This window comes from Mongoliibacter ruber, from assembly GCF_003003005.1.
Taxonomy (GTDB): Bacteria; Bacteroidota; Bacteroidia; order Cytophagales; family Cyclobacteriaceae; genus Mongoliibacter; species Mongoliibacter ruber.
In genome coordinates this window covers 1-20,102 of record NZ_PVTR01000023.1, presented here as the reverse complement: position 1 = coordinate 20,102, position 20,102 = coordinate 1, and the positions used below count along the sequence as shown (strand labels likewise).

15 protein-coding genes and 1 riboswitch are annotated in these 20,102 nt (G+C 38.5%); of the genes, 6 read left to right on the top strand and 9 right to left on the bottom strand.

The genetic code is table 11. From position 1 onward, the window contains the following. Position 1: 1 nt before the first annotated feature. From CLW00_RS20650 to CLW00_RS20610, 9 genes are all read right to left on the bottom strand, one after another. Complete coding sequence (locus tag CLW00_RS20650; protein ID WP_106135615.1) at positions 2 to 1,690, bottom strand: sulfatase family protein; 1,689 nt, start codon at positions 1,688 to 1,690, stop codon at positions 2 to 4. Between the two features lie 22 nt (positions 1,691 to 1,712). Beyond that, positions 1,713 to 3,437, bottom strand: a complete 1,725-nt coding sequence (locus tag CLW00_RS20645; protein ID WP_170073261.1) for an arylsulfatase — start codon at positions 3,435 to 3,437, stop codon at positions 1,713 to 1,715. Between the two features lie 251 nt (positions 3,438 to 3,688). Then, positions 3,689 to 5,275, bottom strand: coding sequence for an aryl-sulfate sulfotransferase (locus tag CLW00_RS20640; RefSeq protein WP_245917428.1), 1,587 nt, complete (start codon positions 5,273 to 5,275; stop codon positions 3,689 to 3,691). Positions 5,276 to 5,439: 164 nt separating this feature from the next. Further along, positions 5,440 to 6,753, bottom strand: a complete 1,314-nt coding sequence (gene xylA / locus CLW00_RS20635; protein ID WP_106135613.1) for a xylose isomerase — start codon at positions 6,751 to 6,753, stop codon at positions 5,440 to 5,442. A gap of 316 nt (positions 6,754 to 7,069) precedes the next feature. Then, entirely contained in the window at positions 7,070 to 7,876 is an 807-nt protein-coding gene (locus CLW00_RS20630; protein ID WP_106135612.1) for an FkbM family methyltransferase, read from the bottom strand. Positions 7,877 to 8,243: 367 nt separating this feature from the next. Next, positions 8,244 to 9,119 carry an SGNH/GDSL hydrolase family protein gene (locus CLW00_RS20625; protein WP_106135611.1) on the bottom strand — a complete coding sequence of 292 codons (876 nt, stop codon included), beginning with the start codon at positions 9,117 to 9,119 and terminating at the stop codon, positions 8,244 to 8,246. Positions 9,120 to 9,122: 3 nt separating this feature from the next. Next, positions 9,123 to 10,559: an MBOAT family O-acyltransferase gene (locus CLW00_RS20620; protein ID WP_106135610.1), complete on the bottom strand. Its 1,437-nt coding sequence runs from the start codon at positions 10,557 to 10,559 to the stop codon at positions 9,123 to 9,125. Positions 10,560 to 11,136: 577 nt separating this feature from the next. Continuing rightward, the gene (locus tag CLW00_RS20615; protein WP_106135624.1) at positions 11,137 to 11,694 is read right to left on the bottom strand and encodes a sugar O-acetyltransferase; all 558 of its coding nucleotides are present in this window, start codon (positions 11,692 to 11,694) and stop codon (positions 11,137 to 11,139) included. 310 nt (positions 11,695 to 12,004) lie between these two features. Continuing rightward, positions 12,005 to 12,937: a DUF4097 family beta strand repeat-containing protein gene (locus tag CLW00_RS20610; RefSeq protein WP_170073260.1), complete on the bottom strand. Its 933-nt coding sequence runs from the start codon at positions 12,935 to 12,937 to the stop codon at positions 12,005 to 12,007. Between the two features lie 348 nt (positions 12,938 to 13,285). After that, a riboswitch (SAM riboswitch) is annotated at positions 13,286 to 13,395 on the top strand. A 241-nt stretch (positions 13,396 to 13,636) separates the two neighbouring features. Between CLW00_RS20610 and CLW00_RS20605 the strand changes: the two genes are divergently transcribed. The 6 genes from CLW00_RS20605 to CLW00_RS20580 form a co-directional block, all read left to right on the top strand. Beyond that, on the top strand, positions 13,637 to 14,941 hold the full coding sequence (locus CLW00_RS20605; RefSeq protein ID WP_106135608.1) for an O-acetylhomoserine aminocarboxypropyltransferase/cysteine synthase family protein: 1,305 nt from the start codon (positions 13,637 to 13,639) through the stop codon (positions 14,939 to 14,941). Positions 14,942 to 15,004: 63 nt separating this feature from the next. Beyond that, a complete protein-coding gene (locus CLW00_RS20600) occupies positions 15,005 to 16,063 on the top strand; it encodes a homoserine O-acetyltransferase family protein (protein ID WP_106135607.1) in 1,059 nt (352 codons plus the stop codon). Between the two features lie 433 nt (positions 16,064 to 16,496). Then, positions 16,497 to 17,108 carry a fumarylacetoacetate hydrolase family protein gene (locus CLW00_RS20595; RefSeq protein ID WP_106135606.1) on the top strand — a complete coding sequence of 204 codons (612 nt, stop codon included), beginning with the start codon at positions 16,497 to 16,499 and terminating at the stop codon, positions 17,106 to 17,108. After that, the gene (locus CLW00_RS20590; protein ID WP_106135605.1) at positions 17,095 to 18,954 is read left to right on the top strand and encodes a M23 family metallopeptidase; all 1,860 of its coding nucleotides are present in this window, start codon (positions 17,095 to 17,097) and stop codon (positions 18,952 to 18,954) included. The genes CLW00_RS20595 and CLW00_RS20590 overlap by 14 nt, the downstream gene beginning before the upstream one ends. A gap of 26 nt (positions 18,955 to 18,980) precedes the next feature. Beyond that, positions 18,981 to 19,430: a thioredoxin-dependent thiol peroxidase gene (gene bcp, locus CLW00_RS20585; protein WP_106135604.1), complete on the top strand. Its 450-nt coding sequence runs from the start codon at positions 18,981 to 18,983 to the stop codon at positions 19,428 to 19,430. A 10-nt stretch (positions 19,431 to 19,440) separates the two neighbouring features. Then, positions 19,441 to 20,102, top strand: a 662-nt coding sequence (locus tag CLW00_RS20580; RefSeq protein ID WP_106135603.1) for a transketolase, incomplete at its 3' end; no start/stop codon positions are given.

The following is a 20,102-nucleotide window of genomic DNA, read 5'->3' as shown; positions in this document are numbered from 1 at the left end:
ATCATTCAAAATTGAGTTGGGTGTCCATTTTCAGTATTTTCTGCAATTGTTCATCTTTGAAACCTTCAGCACCTTTCTTTTCAAATTGCCTCAAGTATTCTTCCAAAAGTCTTTGGCTGATCTGGGAAGAGTCACCATACTTTTTGCGCATATCCTTAAGATCTTCATGAAGCTTATTTTTAATGTCTGTGTACTCGGGATCATTGTATACATTTTTCAATTCATGAGGATCATTTTTTCGATCATACAACTCCCATTCATCCACGTCAAAATAAAAGTGAATCAGTTTGTATTCTTTGGTGACTATGGCATAATGCCTCTTGACCATATGGATAGATGGATATTCATAATAATGGTAATATACAGCATCCCTTGTCCATTTATCATTGTCTCCTTTCAACAGCGGGATCAAGCTTTCCCCTTGCATATCCGATGGGGCATTGATACCGGCAGCCTCTAAAAATGTCTGAGCAAAATCCAGGTTTTGAACCATCTCATCAGACCTGCTGGCAGCTTTGACTTTCCCAGGCCATGCCACCAAGAGGGGAGTTTTGAAGGATTCATTGTAAACAAACCTTTTGTCAAACCAGCCATGCTCACCCAGATAAAACCCCTGATCAGAAGTGTAGACAATAATCGTGTTGTCCATCAATCCATTTGCTTCCAAATAATCCAAAACTCTACCTACATTTTCATCTACTGAAGCTATGGTACCCAGGTAATCCTGCATATAGCGCTGATACCTCCATTGCATTTTCTCCTTCTCATTCATGTCAGGAAAAGCTTTTTTGAAATCATCATTTACAGGGCCGTATGTTTTATCCCAATTGGCCCTTTGAGCTTCATTCATGCGGCCAACTTCCCTTTGAAATGCCCCTTTGTCCCAACCGGAGGCATCGGGAATTCCCAATTCATCCATGACATCCGGATACACTTTGGAATCTCCCGCCCAATTCATGTGAGTCAATAGGTTCATTTCAGCTTCTTTTGCCGCCGAACCTCTGCCTGAATAATCATCAAAAAGGGTGACAGGTTCAGGATATTCTTTCTGTGTAAATTCTGCCATATGCCTTTCAGCGGGAAGCCATTCTCGGTGAGGCGCCTTGTGAAGATACATCAGCATAAATGGTTCTTCTTCCTTTCGTTCATTTTGAAGCCAATCCAAGGTCATGTCAGTAATGATATCCGTGACATAACCTTCTACATCATAAGTCCCCTCATTTTTAGTGATAAATGTGGGATTGTAATAGGTTCCTTGGCCAGGAAGGATTTTGAATTGGTCAAAACCTTTTGGATTATTTCCAAAATGAAGTTTGCCAAACATCGCTGTCTGGTATCCTGCTTCCTGAAAAAGTTGGGGAAAGGTGACGTTGGTGGTGTCAAAGGGAAAATGGTTGTCTGTTTTCCCATTGAGGTGGGAATGTTTACCTGTAAGGATGGTGGCCCTCGATGGGGCACAAATAGAATTGGTTACGCTAGCATTGGTGAACAACATCCCCATTTTAGCAATCCTGTCAATATTAGGTGTCTGGATCAAGCGATCATCATAAGCTGAAATGGCCTGGTAAGCATGGTCATCAGACATGATAAAGATAATATTGGGCCTTTTTACTTCTTCTTCCTTTTGTTCACAGGAAAAATTAAAGACAAATAAGAGGCTGTAACAAAAAGAATAGATTTTAAAGCGCATAGGATGGTTGGTTGGGTTCTTGTCAATCGGTAGGTTTCATTAAAATCAGTCCTTTGATGGAAAGGTCATCGGGGTAATTTTCCAGCAATCCCAATTTAAGGTTCTGCTTCCCTTTTTCAAACTTAATTTTGCCCAAAGGTAATTCTGGCCAAATATATTCCTCTACTTCGCCCCTAAGCACTCTATCTTGATTGGGAATGAGAGTTGCTGTATTGGGCTGATCAATTCCTATTTTCGTCTCTTGATTATTTGCGGAAAAAAGGAGTGTAAGCGGACTTTCATTACTCATCTGAAGAAAAACCTCGTAAGTAGAATTCTCCACCACATCTATCTCCCATTGGACAACATCTTCAGGGGATGCAAATCCAATAAACCAATCATTGGCCCAACCCCAATCTCCCTGAAAAGCTACATTTCCATATCTCTTCCCATCAGGTGCAGGAAGCCAAATTTTTGGCGCTTTTGGATGCCCCACCTGTATCAATGGCTGCTCTACTCCTTTTACAGTCATTGCTTCTAACCATGAGCGATACTGGTTTTCCATTTCAAAGGCAAGACTCCTTTCCTCTTCAAGGATATTAAGCTTTTGAAAAGGGTCATTGATCAGGTTAAAAAGTGCCTTTTCCTTGTTTTTCAACGTGAGTAAATATTCCTGATTTCTGATCGCGCCGGGAATGGTATCAAATTTTAAGTGTACATGGTGGGTATAAAAATACCTGTCTCTCCAATTGCTTTCATCTTCCATCAATGGCAAGAGACTTTTTCCATGAATCTCCAAAGCATCCGGAACAGGAAGCTTCAAGAGATCAGCCAAAGTTGGCAAAATATCAATATGTCCCGCCCAAGGTTTTATCAATTGATGTTCGTACCCTGGAATTTTAATAAAAAACGGCACCCGAACCCCACCCTCATCAAGGTCAGCTTTTTTACCTTTCATACCGCCATTATATCGAATTCCGTTCGGCCCATTGTCGGTCATGAAAATCACTATTGTATTGTCAATTTTCCCACTTTCCTCAAGGTAGTCCATTAAGCGACCTACATTGTCATCAATGTTCTCTACCATACCATAGACACAGGCATCCTTATCATCCAAGCCTTTGGCCTTGTACTTGTCAAAATAACGATCCGGAACCTGAAAAGGGCTATGGGGTGTGTTCAAAGATAGTATTACAAAAAACTGATCCTGTTTGGACATAAATTCCATGGTTTGGTCAGTCAGTACATCCGGCAGGTAGCCCGAAGTCTGCACCTCTTCAAAATTATGGTTAAGCTTGGTATCAAAGTAATTATTGATATGTCCTTCGGAAAAACCAAAAAACTCGTCAAAACCCTGTCCAATGGGATCATGTGGAAATTGTTGACCCTGATGCCATTTTCCAAAAAGGCCTGAAACGTATCCATGAGGCTTCAGGAATTCTGCAATGGTCTCTTCTTCTTCCCGCATCACCTCCATCCTGTGGGTAACCCAAGTGGTACCTGTAGCAATATGGTACCTCCCCGTCAGCAAACTTGCCCTTGTCGGGGCACAGACTGGAGAAACATAAAACCTGTCAAAAACCACTGATTGACCTGCCAATGCATCAATATGTGGGGTTTCCACAAGTTCATTGCCGTGGTAAGAAAGATCCCCCCAACCTTGATCATCAGTTAGGATCAGTAAAATATTGGGCTTGCTGTCTTCTTGTTCTGGAGATTTACAGGAGAAAAAACCTAAAAGAATAATTAAGAGATAATGGTTTTTCATAGAGCTGGGCATTTGGGGGATATAAACTTCTTGATAAGCATTAAAACACTTATACCTGACATCACTAAAAACCAATTTACTTATTGTAATGATGTTTGCAAAAGTTTGTAGGCAGTTGTAAAAGCTCAATTAAAAATAATTACTAATCCTACTTAGTCAATTAAAATTTATTGCAGGAAACCTGACAAGTTTTTTACAGCTCAATTGGATTTTGAATACTTTTTTGGCCAATAAACCTGTCAGGTTCAAAGTCAAAATTCATTCACTTTCAATTCCTGAAAAATAAACGAGACTTGATCAACAACCTCATCCTTATCATCCACAAACCTTAATTTTTGTCTACCAGATAGAAGGAATGACCCATTATTTAATGATTTCAACTCCAAGTCATAGTTTTCTACCTTTAATATTTTATTGGATTTTTGAGGTTCTGGGATTTCTATCTCTTGATTTAACTCTTTGATTTCTCCTTCTAAAATTTGGGAATAGAAAAGCTTCCCATCAAACTCATATACAAAATGATCCCCACTTCCAGATACGAATTGACCGTAGGAAAGAGGAACAAAAGTTGATTTTTTGGGCAAGGGAATGGCATAATCCCATAAGACATTTCCATTGTTGTCAAACTGTACAAAATGAGATGATATAAAAGAAAAATAAATTTTCGGATCCCCTAAATCTCTTTTAACATATTGACCAGTCTGATCGATAAAACTATCGTCCATTCCTCCTTTCCTTCCGATGGAAAGATTTTTCATTGGATTGAGACGATAATAATTGTGATCATATACCCCATCTTTAATGTAAAATGAATTTCCAACCGCTAAAAAGTGGTCAGAATGTAATAAATAACCTTTTTCATTTTGTATCAAATCCTTTGCTGAGAGCACGCCATTCAAAGATGGGTTTTTAGACCTTTCCCATTTTTTCATACTTTTTTCCCCACCATCTTTTTCAAAACCAAAAAATCCAGGCAGGTCATTGATCTCAATAATATTGTTGAAAGGATCGCTTCCTTCTGCCAAATACCCTGCGTAATATCCATTATAGCCAACCCGATTAGTCAAACCTACAGTTCCCGCAATAAATTTCAGGGCACCACTTCCAGAAAGCAAAATTTCAATATTTTCCCTGTTTTTATATTCGCTTTCAAATAAATAATTCCTAAGCAAAACACCTTCTTTGTTGATGGTCGACATAAGATAAGACTTGCCACTATCACGAGTTCTAAAATTAAAAATCAAATTAAATACCCCTGAAAGCTCATCATGATAAACTTCCTGAAGGGTCATTCCGGGCTGAAACACATCCTCTACTGTAAAAATTTTATCGGTGGTGATTTCTAAAGCTTGAGCGACCAACCTTTTTTGACTGTAAAACATCAATAAAACGGTTTTACCTAGAACATCGAAATCTGTGATTCTTTCTTTTATGGTGGTATTCAACTCCAATTCTTCTACCTCTTTTGAGTTTAGATCAACGGTTAAAAGGTAATTTTCATTTAAATGATGATCGGTGTTTTCACATAAAAAATAGATTTTATCCCCATATACTTTTTGTTTCTTGATCACATGACTCCAACGGAGGGGGACATCTAAGATCTTATGGTTTGTGAAATCCTGATTGGCAACAAAAATCTTCAAATCAATCTGTCGCTCAGCATCTGCCACATTCGACTGGTAAGCAAAGAAATGCTCCTCAAAAGTTTTAATCCACACAGGCTGAGAGGTGAATTCCTTAATGGTTTCAATTCTTTCACCAAAGCTGATTTGTCCGAATACTCCATGACAAAAGCAGCATAAAAACACTACAAGAATTAATCTATGTAAAACTACCATGATTAAATCTATAAAAAAATAAGAAAACTTAAAAGTTAATTAAAAAATGAAAGGAGATGGGTTTGATCAATTGATCAAACCCAACTCCTTAGGATTAATATGTAGAATCTAAAAACTTAAAGATAAAATCAAATTCAAGTTCTATTTTCCCAATTGTATGGTATTTAAATATAATCATTCAAAATATTCTCAAACAACTCCTGTCTTCCGCTTCTTTGTTTAGGCTCACCTACTGACTTGGCGTGATTTCTAAGATCTTCCAATGTCAATTTGCCTTCCTCAAATGACTTACCATTTCCTGAATCAAAAGAAGCATATCTCTCCTTTCTCAAGGACTTGTATTCGGATTTTTCCAAAATCTCATTTGCGATCAATAAACCTCTAGCGAAAGCGTCCATACTTCCGATATGAGCATAAAATAAATCCTCTAAATCAGTCGAATTCCTTCTCACTTTGGCGTCAAAATTGACTCCTCCGCCTTGGATTCCTCCGCCTTCAAGAATCACCAACATGGATTCGGTCAATTCCTGCAAGTTGATGGCAAACTGATCTGTATCCCAGCCATTCTGATAATCCCCCCTATTGGCATCAATGCTGCCCAACATGCCTGCATCTACAGCCACTTGGAGTTCGTGTTGGAAAGTATGTCCAGCCAAGGTCGCATGGTTTACTTCCAAGTTCAGTTTGAAGTCTTTGTCCAAACCGTAATGTCTCAAGAAGCCAACCACAGTTGCTGCATCGTAGTCATACTGATGCTTGGTAGGCTCCATTGGCTTTGGTTCGATCAGGAAATTGCCTTTGAAACCTTTGGACCTAGCATAGTCGCGCGCCATGGTCAAGAATTTAGCCAAATGCTCAGTTTCCCTTTTCATGTCTGTATTGAGCAAGGACATATAGCCTTCTCTACCACCCCAGAATACATAATTTTCACCTCCCAACTTGATGGTCGCATCAATGGAGTTCTTTACCTGAGTACCAGCCCAAGCCAATACGTCAAAATCAGGATTGGTAGAAGCGCCATTCATATAGCGCGGGTTGCTGAAGACATTAGCTGTACCCCATAGCAATTTGATTCCGGTAGCCTTTTGCTTTTCAAGTGCATAGTCAGTGATGATTTGCATACGCTCCTCGTACTCTTCCAAAGTAGCCCCTTCATCAATCAGGTCAATGTCATGAAAACAATAATATTCTGCTCCGATTTTGGTGAAAAATTCAAAGGCAGCATCCATTTTATCTTTGGCTCGCTGAATAGCATCAGCATTTTCGTCCCATGGGCGGTTCATTGTTCCTGGGCCAAATGGATCTCCACCTGTGCCACAGAAGGTATGCCAATAAGCAATGGCAAATTTGAAATGCTCCTTCATAGGTTTGCCGGCAACTACCTGATCTGGATTATAATACCTGAAGGCAAAAGGGTTTTTAGAGCCCTTACCTTCATACTTTATGTTGTCAACTCCTGGAAAATATGTCTTAGCCATAATTTTGGGTTTTAATAAGTTTAATAGGTTTGAGAATTTATTTTAGAGAGGCAAATTATTCATTTTATCTGAATATGGAAAACGTTTGCACAAGCTTTATGATTGTCGATACATTAACAATATGAAATCGGTTGCAAAATGGAAGAACGGAACAAAGAAAGGTTCAAATAGGAAAATGAAGAGAAAATAGTGGTTATAAGTAATCTGTTATTTACCTAAACTCTCAAACTTTGTCCAATTAGCAATTGGTAAAGGATTTAGGGTCATAAAAAAAGTTTTGAACTATCATTTCATTAATTCAAAACTTCAAAATGCATTAAGAGAACCTTTTCTGTAGATCTGGCATATCATTTCTTATTGCAAGAAAATTACCTCCATGAAAATTCTCCATGTCAAAATGGTAGGGTGTAAAGTCTACATGCTCGGGAAATATTTTACCTACTTTAAAGCCATTTTCAGATAAGTAATGATAAAAATCACACAGCAAATCCTTCGAGGAAATGTTGAAAATCCCATACTCAAATTGTATCACTTTAACTTTTTTGATTTGCTCTTCAAATCCTTTTATTACCCTAAAATCATTTCCTTCTGTATCTATTTTTAAAAAGTCAATTTCTTCAACACCCACGCTACTCATGTATTCCTTACCTGTAAAAGCTTTACATTCTAACTCTTCCGAATAATACTCTTCATGAGCCGCAGTCCCCTTTACTTTAAATGTAGTGGAAATATCATCATATGGTCCCACATATATTGGAATACTTCCTGTAAAATCAGACAATCCAAATGGGTTTAATTTGACCTGATCCATTCCCTTCAAGTTTTCTTCAAGCATTGAAAATGTACTGGGCACTAATTCAAAAGCGTGAAAACTGGCTTTTGGAAAAAATTCACTTGCTGACTTAATCCATTCTCCTCTATTCGCCCCAACATCAAAGACTGTTTTTATATCATAATCACTTAGTACTTTCAAAACATTTACCTCACCATTTGAATGGCCATAAAAGTTAAGGTTATTGGATTTTTTCAAAAACAAATCAAGCTTTTGATACAAACTCTCAACTAATCTATTTTTTCTTTTTTTAGCAATCAATCTTGCTGTAAATGCAAATAATTTTCTCATAAAACAAATACTAAAGCAAATTTTTATAAATCGTTCAAACCTAAAATAAGTGCACTGATACCGTCAAATCAAACCTTGAACATCATTAAAGATAAAAAAAAATAATAGACGGAAACCCAATTCTTAGATTAACGGCGAAAAAAAATGATTCAATAAATCAATATGTCAGCCACGTGAATTTTTTGTTTCAGGTCTAAAAAGTCGACTACTTACATTTTGTTGCAAATGAATATGCAAACGGCTGAAACGGCTTATTTATCTGTCACGAAACAGGAATTAAAAGACCTATGAATCTCAAAAAAATTCATCCAAAGTACCAAGGGAAAATCTGATAAAAGGTATTGTTTCAGTGAATACTGAGTTTCACTCATTTTTTTTGAGCCGATAATAGGTTCTCTTTGACCCATTCGTTGATGAGTGGAGAGATCACTGCTGCACCCTTTTTGTTGAGATGATTGCCATCTTCAAAATAGGATGGGTCATCATAATCAGTAAAATTGGCATGCGGAATATGGGAATAACTTTTCAATACTTCCTCAAACAATTCAAAATATTGCTGTTCTACCCTTTTAGTATATTCAGGATGATAAGGAGTTGTCAAAAAGCCCAAAGAAATATCATTTTCTTCGCAAATCTTGACGATCCTATTGATATAATCTAATTGCTCAAAAGCCAACCTCCCAGATTCATCGTAATGATTTCCCAATGATTCGGTAATTATACCTTCGTCAGGTTCCTCCAAGACATCAGGAGAGTAAAATCCACCAACTTCAGGTTTCCCAAAATAAATATACCTTGCAACCCGTGGCAATAACAAGTCAGAAGGTTTAAAAAACTCTTCATTAAGACCAAAATAAAAATACCTCCTTATATTATTCTTCCCTTCCACCGTGCTAATATCAAAGAGTTTGATGAATACCGGCGAAAAATTATGGGGAGCAATAGACAGCAAAAGAGCTTTAAATTTTTTATCGTCCCTCTCCAAAAGCCTTTCAATTTTTATTTGGGTAAAGTAGTAATGCTCTCCATAATTACCCAGATTCCAAGTAGGAATGTCAAATAAATCAGGATCAATCCGTTGGATTTGAGAATCACCCAAAAGGACGATTTCCTTGGAGCTTGCTTTTTGAAGAAATCCATCAACCTGCTGCATTCGGAACATACGAACTGGAAATGCCCAAATGATAAACATTAAAGGAAGTGCCAGCCAAAACTTCATCAACTTGTAAACAAACTTCTTCATTTTTTAGAATTGAAAATATATAAATTCTTGCTCCTGATTACCAAACCAAAACATCAAAAATAATAATGAGTAATAAAAGACGTATCGCCAAGTTTTTGAAAAGGCAAAATCAATCCTGGCTAATGCAAACTCACCTTCCCTACCAAACCACTCAATCAACAAAAAAATATTTAAGAGCATAAAAACTGGCAATGGAATTATTTCCGGAATGCTAAATAGTGATATTGAGAAAATATTTGTCAGATAATTCCAGGCGAAACCTACATCAGGTGACCTGAAAAAAATCCAAGCCAATACTGTGATCATGAATGTTCCTAAAATGCTTATGACTTCCCCCACCTTTGGTAGAGTTCTACCCTTGGCTACAATTTCCAAATTTCTTCTATTTCTATCGGACAGTAATAGCGGGATAAAATACAGGGCATTGAGTGCTCCCCAAACAATAAAAGTCCAATTTGCCCCATGCCAAAACCCACTCACAACAAAAATAATCATGGTGTTGCGCAATTGCATCCACTTCCCTCCTTTGCTTCCTCCCAATGGGATATAAAGATAATCTCTAAACCATGTCGACAAAGAAATATGCCATCTCCTCCAAAACTCTGCGATATCCCGAGAAAAATAAGGAAAGGCGAAATTCTGCATTAAATTGAAGCCCATAGTTCTGGAAATCCCTATTGCAATGTCAGAATAACCTGAAAAATCTCCATAAATCTGAAACGCAAATAAAATACCTCCTAGCAAAAGTGTACTGCCAGAATAAAACTCATGTTGCTCAAAAATCTGATTGGCATAAAAGGCACAATTATCAGCAATTACTATTTTTTTGAAAAAACCCCACAGCACCTGCCTAAGTCCCATCACAGCTTCCTGATAATCAAATGTTTTAGGTTTGGAAAATTGAGGAAGTAAATTACTAGCCCTTTCTATTGGCCCAGCCACCAATTGTGGAAAAAATGCAACATAGGTGAAGAATTTTAAAACAGAACGTTCGGCGGGTATTTTATTTCTATATACATCTATCGTATAACTCAATGTCTGAAAAGTATAAAAGCTTATCCCTACAGGCAATACTACTTCCAATCCTCTAAATTGAATATCATGACCTAAAAAACTGAAAGCACTAACAAAATTGTCAAGGAAAAAATTGTAGTATTTAAAAAAACCTAAGAGTCCTAGATTTACACACAAACTCAAAAGAAGAAGCAATTTTCTGTTTTTCAGGCTTTTGCTTTGCGCCATATTATTGCCGACCAAGAAATCTACCACTGAACTAAAAACTATCAGCAATAGAAACCTTGAGTCCCACCAACCATAAAAAACATAACTGGCCAATAATAACCATGCATTCCTCCATGAATTATTTTCCTTGGGTATGACCCAAAAAACTGCAAAAACAATGGGGAGAAAGATTACAAAATCTATTGAATTAAACAGCATTATAATTATTTCTTCCTATACCAGATCGTATTAGTTATTTCTATACAAGGGAAACTGACTTAGCAGAACTTTCAAATCTGATGTCTTCTAATTTCTTTCTCTTAAATTCTTGATCTGTAAACCACAACTTAAATTCATAAAATGTCAAGAAAATTTTTACCAACTAATCAAAGATTTTTGAAAGAGAAGAATAGTACAGAATCCCAATTATAAGTGGAAAGAAAACTAATTTATTCTAAAAATACCATGTTTCTTTTTCTAAAATTTCAGGGCGAACATATCCTTTACACTTTCTTACATTTCAATACTTCTTCCGCATACGACTTGAATTGATACTTATGATATATGTATGTACCCTTTGAAACCAGTAGAATCTTTAAACAAGAATAAACCCGTGATTTCGATCCAATATCAGTAAATAACTTGTCCACCATATCGCATCCAACTTACCTACCGGAGTGCAGGTATCCATTGGTGCAGGTTTGCCCAAAAAAAATCTTTTAATTGATTAGTGGCATGATTGCGGATATTGATATTCTTAAAAGCTTAAAAAATCAATAAGCCTTTATCTCTAATTTTAAACTAATTTTCTGATGACCCTGCATGGATTTCCTGCAGCCAAGACATCTTCCGGTACGTCTTTGGTCACAACAGAACCAGCTCCGATAATTGACCTTGCTCCGATGGTGACTCCTGGACAGATTACAGCACTACCGCCTATCCAAACATCATCTCCTATGCTTATCGGTTTGGCATATTCTATCAAGGTACCTCTGCTCTGCGCATCAATGGGGTGAGTACCTGTGTAAATCTGAACATTTGGGCCGCAAAGAACCCTATTCCCTATTTTAACGGAACATACATCCAAGATGACACAGTTGAAATTGAAAAATACATCATCCCCAGCTTCAATGTTATAGCCATAATCACAGTAAAAGGGAGGTTCGATATGGAAATTTTTACCTATTTTCCCCATTAGTTCCATAAGTACGCCTGCCCTTTTTTCTGATTCATCAGGGAGACTGTCATTCAAAGATTTGAGCATTACCCTAGCATGTAATCTTTCATTAGAAAGTATATCATCCGAAGCCATGTAAAGCTCACCTGAAAGCATTTTTTCTTTTTCGGTCTTCATAGGTTTATTCTTTTCCTTGAATATAAAGAAAAGGAAATAAATGTTTGAATGGATGATAGATGAATCTATCACATTTGCAAAAAATTCAACGCCTAATCAGACTTCAATATTGAGGCTATCTCATACACCAATTGTAATTCAAATTACATTCCGATTCCTCTAAACTTCTCAGTAAGGGGATTAATTGCAAAATTTCTTTTTATAAGCCACTGCAATCAGAGAAATCATTTTATGTTGTCATTTGAACTTGTACAATCAAAAAGAGTATATGAAACAGCCTCATACTAAAATGGATGTGTTCAAATTGAAATTAATTTACGATTTCAATTTTACCTGAGTTCACTTCTCCTCTAATGGTAAAAGATGAGCCATTATTGATATTTAAAGTGCCAGAAGCAACACTTTCTCCTACTCTAGCAGTACCACTTCCCGTGGTGATATTAAAGTTGAATTGGGATAAGTTGCTGGGTGTTTGGATATAAATCTCCCCAGAACTTGCCTTCAAAGAAGTCTCACTGCCAAGGCCCGTTGCTGTGGCAAATAGTTTACCCGAAGATATTTCCATTCTTCCCAAAGATTTTACTTCAGAAAGTTCAAGATTACCGAATGAGATATTAGCTTTTACCTGTCCATTCACAGACATGACTTTAATCTGTCCGCTGGCTCCTTGCACATTTACATTTCCATCTATTCTTTTGAGCTCCATTTGTCCAGAAGAAATATTTGCGAATACAACTCCTGACAGATCTTCGGCAAAAACATTCCCCGAAGCTCCATTTAGAATAATTACAGGGGAATTGATGTTTTTGGTAATGATCTTTCCTGAACCGGCTTCAAGTTTTAATTCGGTGCCTGTTACATTGCTGACTTCAAGGTTACCTGATCCTGATTGCATTTCCAATTTGATATTTCTAGGACCTGTGAGTACAATACTTCCTTCCGACCTCAGACTTCTGATTCCTCCTTTGGTATTGACGCTGATTTTCAATTTATTTTCAATCACTTGGTAAACCAATTCATTTCTTCTTTTAGAGTTGGACCTCAAGCTAGCGTTCATATTTACTAGTTGTTGACCAGAACTGCCCACATAAGTAACATCCAAGAATTCAGAGTCAACCTCGATAACATTGATTCCAGAAAAGTCTTCTTGAATCTCTGCGACTGTTTCAAGGTCAGATTCAGCACATGCGCCAAACAAGAAAATTGAAAAAACCAGGAAAGCTATGGCATTAACTCGCTTCATGTTTGAGAAAGAGAATGACCTTCGGAAGGCCATTGATTTTAGGGGTGATTTAGTTTTCATAAGTTAGATTAATTATGAATTCCGCATAGCGAAAGGAGTGCCAGTTTTTATGGAAAAAATAGGTTTAAGAAACTTGGAAACAGGTATTGTAGAAAGTAAAAAGATTAATCGTTAATAGTGAATTAGTTAAAATCTCGGCCACAGATAATTTAAAAGAAAAATATCTTTGGCATTTATGACAAATCTATATACTGACAAAGAATGTTTTTTTAAAAAACTTTTATACAATCCTTGCATATCCAATTTGAAGCATCTTTATTTGTGTCATCCTTGCACTTTTTGTGTTAGGATTTATACAGAAGAGGTTAGAGACAGGCTCGATGACCCTCTGGCAACCTGGAAAATCCAAGGTGCCAATTCCTGCCGATAGATAATTTCGTCCTTCGGAAATATAAATTCTTATACCAATGAATTTACAAAAAAGGATCATTCCGCTACCCAGTTTCGCTAAAACAATCAATATTGGTACTATCAATATGTTGCGTTGTTGCTCTTGTTGTGTCCAACACAGTTGAGCGGGGGTTTCTGCTTTTTTCAGGTTTCTTAGAAACTTGGCCTTCGCATATCCGATCAATAATTTACCGAATTTTCAAAATCAAATATTAATTAACCATAACTCAACCATTAAACAATACTCCTATGTCTAACTACAGATTTGAAACCCTTCAACTACATGCAGGACAAGCTCCTGATCCAACCACAAATTCTAGGGCAGTTCCTATTTACCAAACCACTTCTTATGTTTTCAATTCGGCTGAACATGGAGCAAATCTTTTTGCCCTGAAAGAATTTGGAAATATCTATACCAGGATCATGAATCCTACTACGGATGTATTTGAGCAAAGAATTGCGGCACTCGAAGGTGGTGTGGCAGCTTTAGCAACAGCTTCAGGACAGGCCGCCCAGTTTTTGGCATTGAACAACATCCTGCAAACAGGAGATAACTTTGTTTCCACTTCATTTCTTTACGGTGGCACATACAATCAATTCAAGGTTGCCTTTAAGAGAATCGGAATTGAGGCCAGATTTGCAAAAGGAAACGATCCCGCAGATTTTGAAAAATTGATTGATGAAAAAACCAAAGCAATCTACTTGGAAACTATCGGCAACCCTGAATTCAATATACCTGATTTTGAAGCCATTGCCGAATTAGCCAAAAGAAACGATATCCCGCTTATAGTGGATAACACTTTTGGCGCAGGTGGTTTCCTTTTTCAACCCTTAAAACACGGTGCCAATATTGTAACTGCCTCCGCTACAAAGTGGATCGGCGGACATGGCACATCTATCGGTGGTATCATCGTCGATGGAGGCAATTTCAATTGGGGAAATGGTAAATTCCCTCAATTCACAGAACCTTCTGAAGGATATCATGGAATGAAGTTTTGGGAAATATTCGGAGAAAACAATCCTTTGGGATTACCAAATATCGCGTTTGCCATACGTGCAAGGGTTGAGGGCTTAAGGGATTTTGGTCCTGCCCTCTCCCCCTTTAATTCATTCCTATTGTTACAAGGATTAGAAACCCTTTCTCTGAGGGTTCAAAGAACAGTGGACAATGCCTTGGCTCTGGCCGAGTGGCTTGAGGCACATCCAAAAGTACAAAAAGTCAACTATCCTGGTCTTAAAAGCTCTCCTTACCATGAGTTGGGGAAAAAATACCTGACCAATGGCTTTGGCGGCGTTTTGAGTTTTGAACTAAAAGGAGACAAGGAAAGTGCTTCAAGCTTTATCAACAAACTTGAATTGATATCTCACTTGGCTAATGTTGGAGATGCCAAAACCCTGATAATTCAGCCTTCTGCTACCACGCATCAACAATTAAGTGATGAAGAACAATTAGCTGCTGGGGTAACTCCTACACTTCTTAGGATTTCGCTGGGGATCGAACATATTGAGGATATCAAAGCCGATTTGACACAAGCTTTCGAAGCATTGTCCTAAAACTTCCAATACTCGGGTTCCAGGTATATAGTCCTGGAACCCATTTTTGAATTACTATAAAGTATGAATCTAGAAAGCAACTATTTGATTATTGATATGGCAGAAGAGTGCTACAAACATGATGGTGTGTTAGAACTGGAGTCGGGTGAAAAACTAGAAGGCTTTGAGATTGCCTATACCACACGTGGACATCTGACCACCGCCAAAGACAATGTCATCTGGGTGATACACGCTTTGACAGGCGATGCCAAGGTGGAAGAGTGGTGGTCCGGTTTGATCGGTGAGGACAAGTTTTTTGATCCCACCAAACACTTCATTGTCTGCGCCAATCTGTTGGGGAGTTGCTATGGATCTACAAATCCGCTTTCTGATAATCCAAAGACAGGTACACCTTATTATTACGATTTTCCAAACTTAAGCACCAAGGACATTGCCAAATCCTTGGAACACCTAAGACAGAATTTGGGTATTTCTTCCATCCACACCCTGATCGGAGGGTCTTTGGGAGGACAGGTTGCGTTGGAGTGGGCTTATCTGCTTCAAGAGCAAGTCAAACACACCGTGATTTTGGCATCTAATGCCAAGACATCTTCATGGACCATTGGTTTTAATGAAACCCAAAGAATGGCCATAGAAGCTGATGGTACTTGGGGACAAAACAAACCTGACGCAGGCAAAAAAGGGCTTGAGGCCGCTAGGGCTATCGCCATGTTGTCCTACAGACATCCAGAAGATTTCACAAATAAACAGTCAGATAAGGAGGAGAAATTAGATGGGTTTAGGATATCTTCCTACCTCAGGTATCAGGGCCAAAAATTGGCCAATAGGTTCAATGCCTTTTCTTATTGGGTGCTGAGTAAAGCCATGGACAGTCATGACTTGGGGAGAGGTCGTGGTGGAGTGGAAAAGGCCCTTGCCAGTATCCCATCCAAAGTGCTGGCCATCGGTGTAGACAAAGATGTCTTGTTTCTTAAAGAAGAGTCACAATTTATAGCCAACCATGTCCAAAAAGGCAGTTACAAAGAAATCCATTCTTCAGCCGGACATGATGCCTTCTTGATAGAATATGAGCAGCTGCAGTATATCTTGAGGAGTTTTTATTTGGAAGAAAATGAGGGGTGATTTGTTATTTGAGAACATACTTGTTGGTGGGAGGATTGGCTAATGTTGATAGGGTTGGTGACTGGATTGTTAAATGTTATTTTGTTTATGGTTAAAAGTAGGAATGACCTAACAGTTTAGGTCTTTCTTATTTGATGAATAAAAATAAAATTGTCTTCACCTTGTCATGTCGAACGAAGTGAGACATCTTTAGGGTGCCATGGATGATTACAACACGGCGGCGAAGGTGAATGTTGAGGTTTTTGGGGCAGAGAGTGCAGGCACTCACAGCGACGTTAACAGCTGAACAGACTCGAACCCAATTCTAAAACCTGTTGGTCGGCAAGCAGGCAGGTCTTAAAACTAATATTTCCAATCGTCAATTTTATAGAAATCGGTATGATGGACTGCAAAAAAATACCTTATTTTGTCCTACACTCAGACTCAAATTCTCATGAAGATCATTGCCATTGGCAGAAACTATACCGAACACATAGAGGAACTTAATAATGAAAGGCCTTCGGAGCCTGTAGTCTTTCTCAAACCTGATACTGCAGTACTTAAAAATAACGCTCCTTTTTTCCATCCTGATTTTTCTGAAAACATCCATCATGAGGTTGAATTGGTGTTAAAAATCTCAAAAGAGGGAAAATACATCCAAAAGCAATTTGCCCACAGGTATTTTGAAGAGATAGGTATTGGTATTGATTTCACCGCCAGAGACTTACAGGAAAAATGTAAATCCAAAGGTTTACCCTGGGAAATCGCCAAGGCTTTCAATGGTTCTGCTCCCGTTGGAAATTTCATTCCACTAGCAGAATTACCGCAATTGGATAACATCAACTTTCATCTTCTAATCAATGGAGACTTGAAGCAAAAGGGTAATACTTCTTTGATGTTATTTGATTTTGGAAGTATCATCGAATACGTCTCTAAATTTTTCACCTTGAAAAAAGGCGACTTGATTTTTACAGGAACACCATCCGGTGTAGGAAAAATCAACGTTGGAGACAGATTGGAAGCCTTTATAGAAGATAAAAAGTTGCTCGATTTTGAAATTAAATAGATTTCCACTCTTATTCTTATTCTTCTTCACATTAGGGCTTCAGGCTCAGGACTATTTGTTCCCTGTCAAACCAGGACAAAGGGCATTCCTGTCTGGAAACTTTTCTGAAATCAGGCCAAATCACTTCCATTCAGGTATTGATGTCAAAATAGGTGGTGTAGACGGCGAACCTATTTTAGCCATTACCGACGGCTATGTGTACCGCATGAAAGTCTCATCTTATGGCTATGGTAACGTCATGTATATCAGGCACAATGACGGCCAATCTTCGGTCTATGCCCACCTCAGAAATTTCTCACCCAAGATCATGGATGTCATGAGAAAAAAAATGTATGAGGAGCAAAAGAATGACCTGGAAGTATTTCTAGAGCCACAGGAGCTGCCGGTCAAACGAGGTGAAATCATAGGAAATGGCGGAAATACAGGCAGTTCAGGAGGACCTCATTTGCATTTTGAAATTAGGGACACCCTTGACCATGCAATCGATCCATTTAAGTACAATTGGAAAGAAGTAGTAGACAATACTCCTCCGATTTTGTACAGGGTAGCACTGACACCATTGGACTTTCTATCAAGAGTAGATGGTGAGTTTGCCAGAAAAGAATTTACTCCCTTGATCGAGGGAGGTAAATATTTGCTTCCTCAGGCGGTAAAGATCACCGGAAGAGTTGGCCTTGAAATTTATGCAATTGACAAAATGGATGGCGTGGGCAATACTTTTGGAATTCCGATCTTTGAATTAAAAGAAGATGAAAAGTCACTTTTCAGAATCAATGTGGATCATATTGACTTTTACAAAAGCAGGTTTTTGCTGAGTCATGCCCACCAAAACAGGTTCACAAAGGTATACCAGACTCCCAACAATCAAATGAACCTTTATTCATCTGACAGTTTGAGCTCCGGTGCCTTGACTGCCGCAGCGGGACAACGAAAAGACATCAACCTTGCCATGAAAGATTACTTTGGAAACACCCGAATATTGGCTTTTCAGGTTGAAGGAGAAGATGCGCCATTACAGGTTAACCGCATTAAGCCATCCTCAAATTCTCCGACAGTGGTGACATATCATAGGGAAGTCATGCAGATTCAAACAGGTCCATCTGAATGGGGAGAAATGGCGGAAGTTCATGTGCATGGTCATGTGATGGACCTGCCACCTGCCTACATTGCAGGTGGAAAAAGAGTATACCTTTGGGATATGAGTTATGGTGTACCTGATAGGATCGAGCTGTGTACCGAAACAATCATTCCATCTGTCCAAAAGAAAATCCCTTATGGTGCAGCCCTTGCCTTTTATCATCAGGATGTAGATATTTTGTTTGAAGAAAATAGCCTTTTAGATGATCTTTTCCTTAAGCTTGAAAAAGGTGGAAAAGGTAAATCCTCTTATGTCAAAGTAAATTCACCTCAAGAATACCTTCAAAGCAATATCGAGGTTTTCTTAAAAAACACGACGTTTGATGAGGACAAAACGCGCACACATGTGTATTTTCAAGCTTCAAATGGAAGAAAAAGCTTTGTCGGAGGTACATGGGAAGAAAATGGTATACGGTTCAAAACCAGAAATTTTGGTACTTTTGTCCTAGATGAGGACCGTGTAGCACCTTTTATCCGAGCAGTCAGGGTCAATTCCGACGAAATACGTTTTATTATCAGGGATGACAAATCCGGTATCAGAGACTTTGAAGCATTCGTAAACGGAGAATGGATACTGATGCGCTACGAGCACAAGCAAAACGTCATTTGGTCAGAGAAAATGAATAAACAACCTTTCAAAGGAGAGGTTCTATTGAAAGTGCGTGATATGGCAGGCAACGAAGCCACCTATCGTAGCACTTTAAATTAAATCAAAAGCGCTAAAACGAAAACATTATGTCAGTAGAAGTAGGAAAAGCAGCACCAAATTTTGAATCCAAAGATCAGGATGGCAACACAGTAAAACTATCTGATTTTAAAGGTAAAAAAGTAGTTCTTTACTTTTATCCCAAAGACAACACACCAGGATGTACCGCTCAAGCCTGTAACCTCAGAGACAACTATGAGGCTTTACAAAAAGCAGGTTATGTCGTATTGGGAATAAGTTCTGATTCAGAAAAATCCCACAAAAAATTTATCGAAAAACAAGAACTTCCTTTCACCCTCATCGCAGATGAAGACAAGTCAGTCCATGAAGCATACGGAACATGGGTAGAAAAGTCCATGTATGGAAGAAAATACATGGGTACCGCAAGGACTACATTTATCATTGATGAAAATGGTGTCATCGAAGAGATTATAGATAAAGTCAAAACAAAAGAACACACCAATCAAATACTCAAATAATTCCAATACAATGGAAAAAAAATCAATCGATCAGCTAGAGCAAATCTCATCCCAAGTAAGGAGGGATTGTCTGCGTATGGTCCACGCCGTACAGTCCGGCCATCCCGGCGCAGCCCTTGGCATGTGCGAATATGTTGTAGCGCTTTATTTCAATGAAATGGAGCACAACAGTGATTTCAAAATGGAAGGCAAAGGTGAAGACCTCTTTTTCCTTTCCAACGGTCACGTATCAGCTTTGTGGTACAGCGTTTTGGCCAGAAGCGGCTACTTTGGCGTACAGGAGCTTGGCACTTTCCGTAAACTCAACTCCAGACTTCAAGGCCACCCGGCCACTGAGGAAGGACTTCCCGGAATCAGGATTGCATCCGGTTCCCTGGGTCAGGGACTTTCTGTAGGAATCGGTGCTGCCCAAGCCAAGAAACTCGATCAGGACGACAAACTGGTCTATGTCATAATGGGTGATGGAGAGCAGCAGGAAGGTCAGGTTTGGGAAGCTGCCATGTATGCAGCCCACCACAAAGTGGACAACCTCATCGCAGCCATCGATTTGAACAGACAGCAGATAGATGGTCCTACCGCAAAGGTCATGGACCTGATAGACCTACGTGCCAAGTGGGAAGCTTTTGGCTGGCAGGTGATTGATATTGAAAAAGGCAATGATATGGCCGCTGT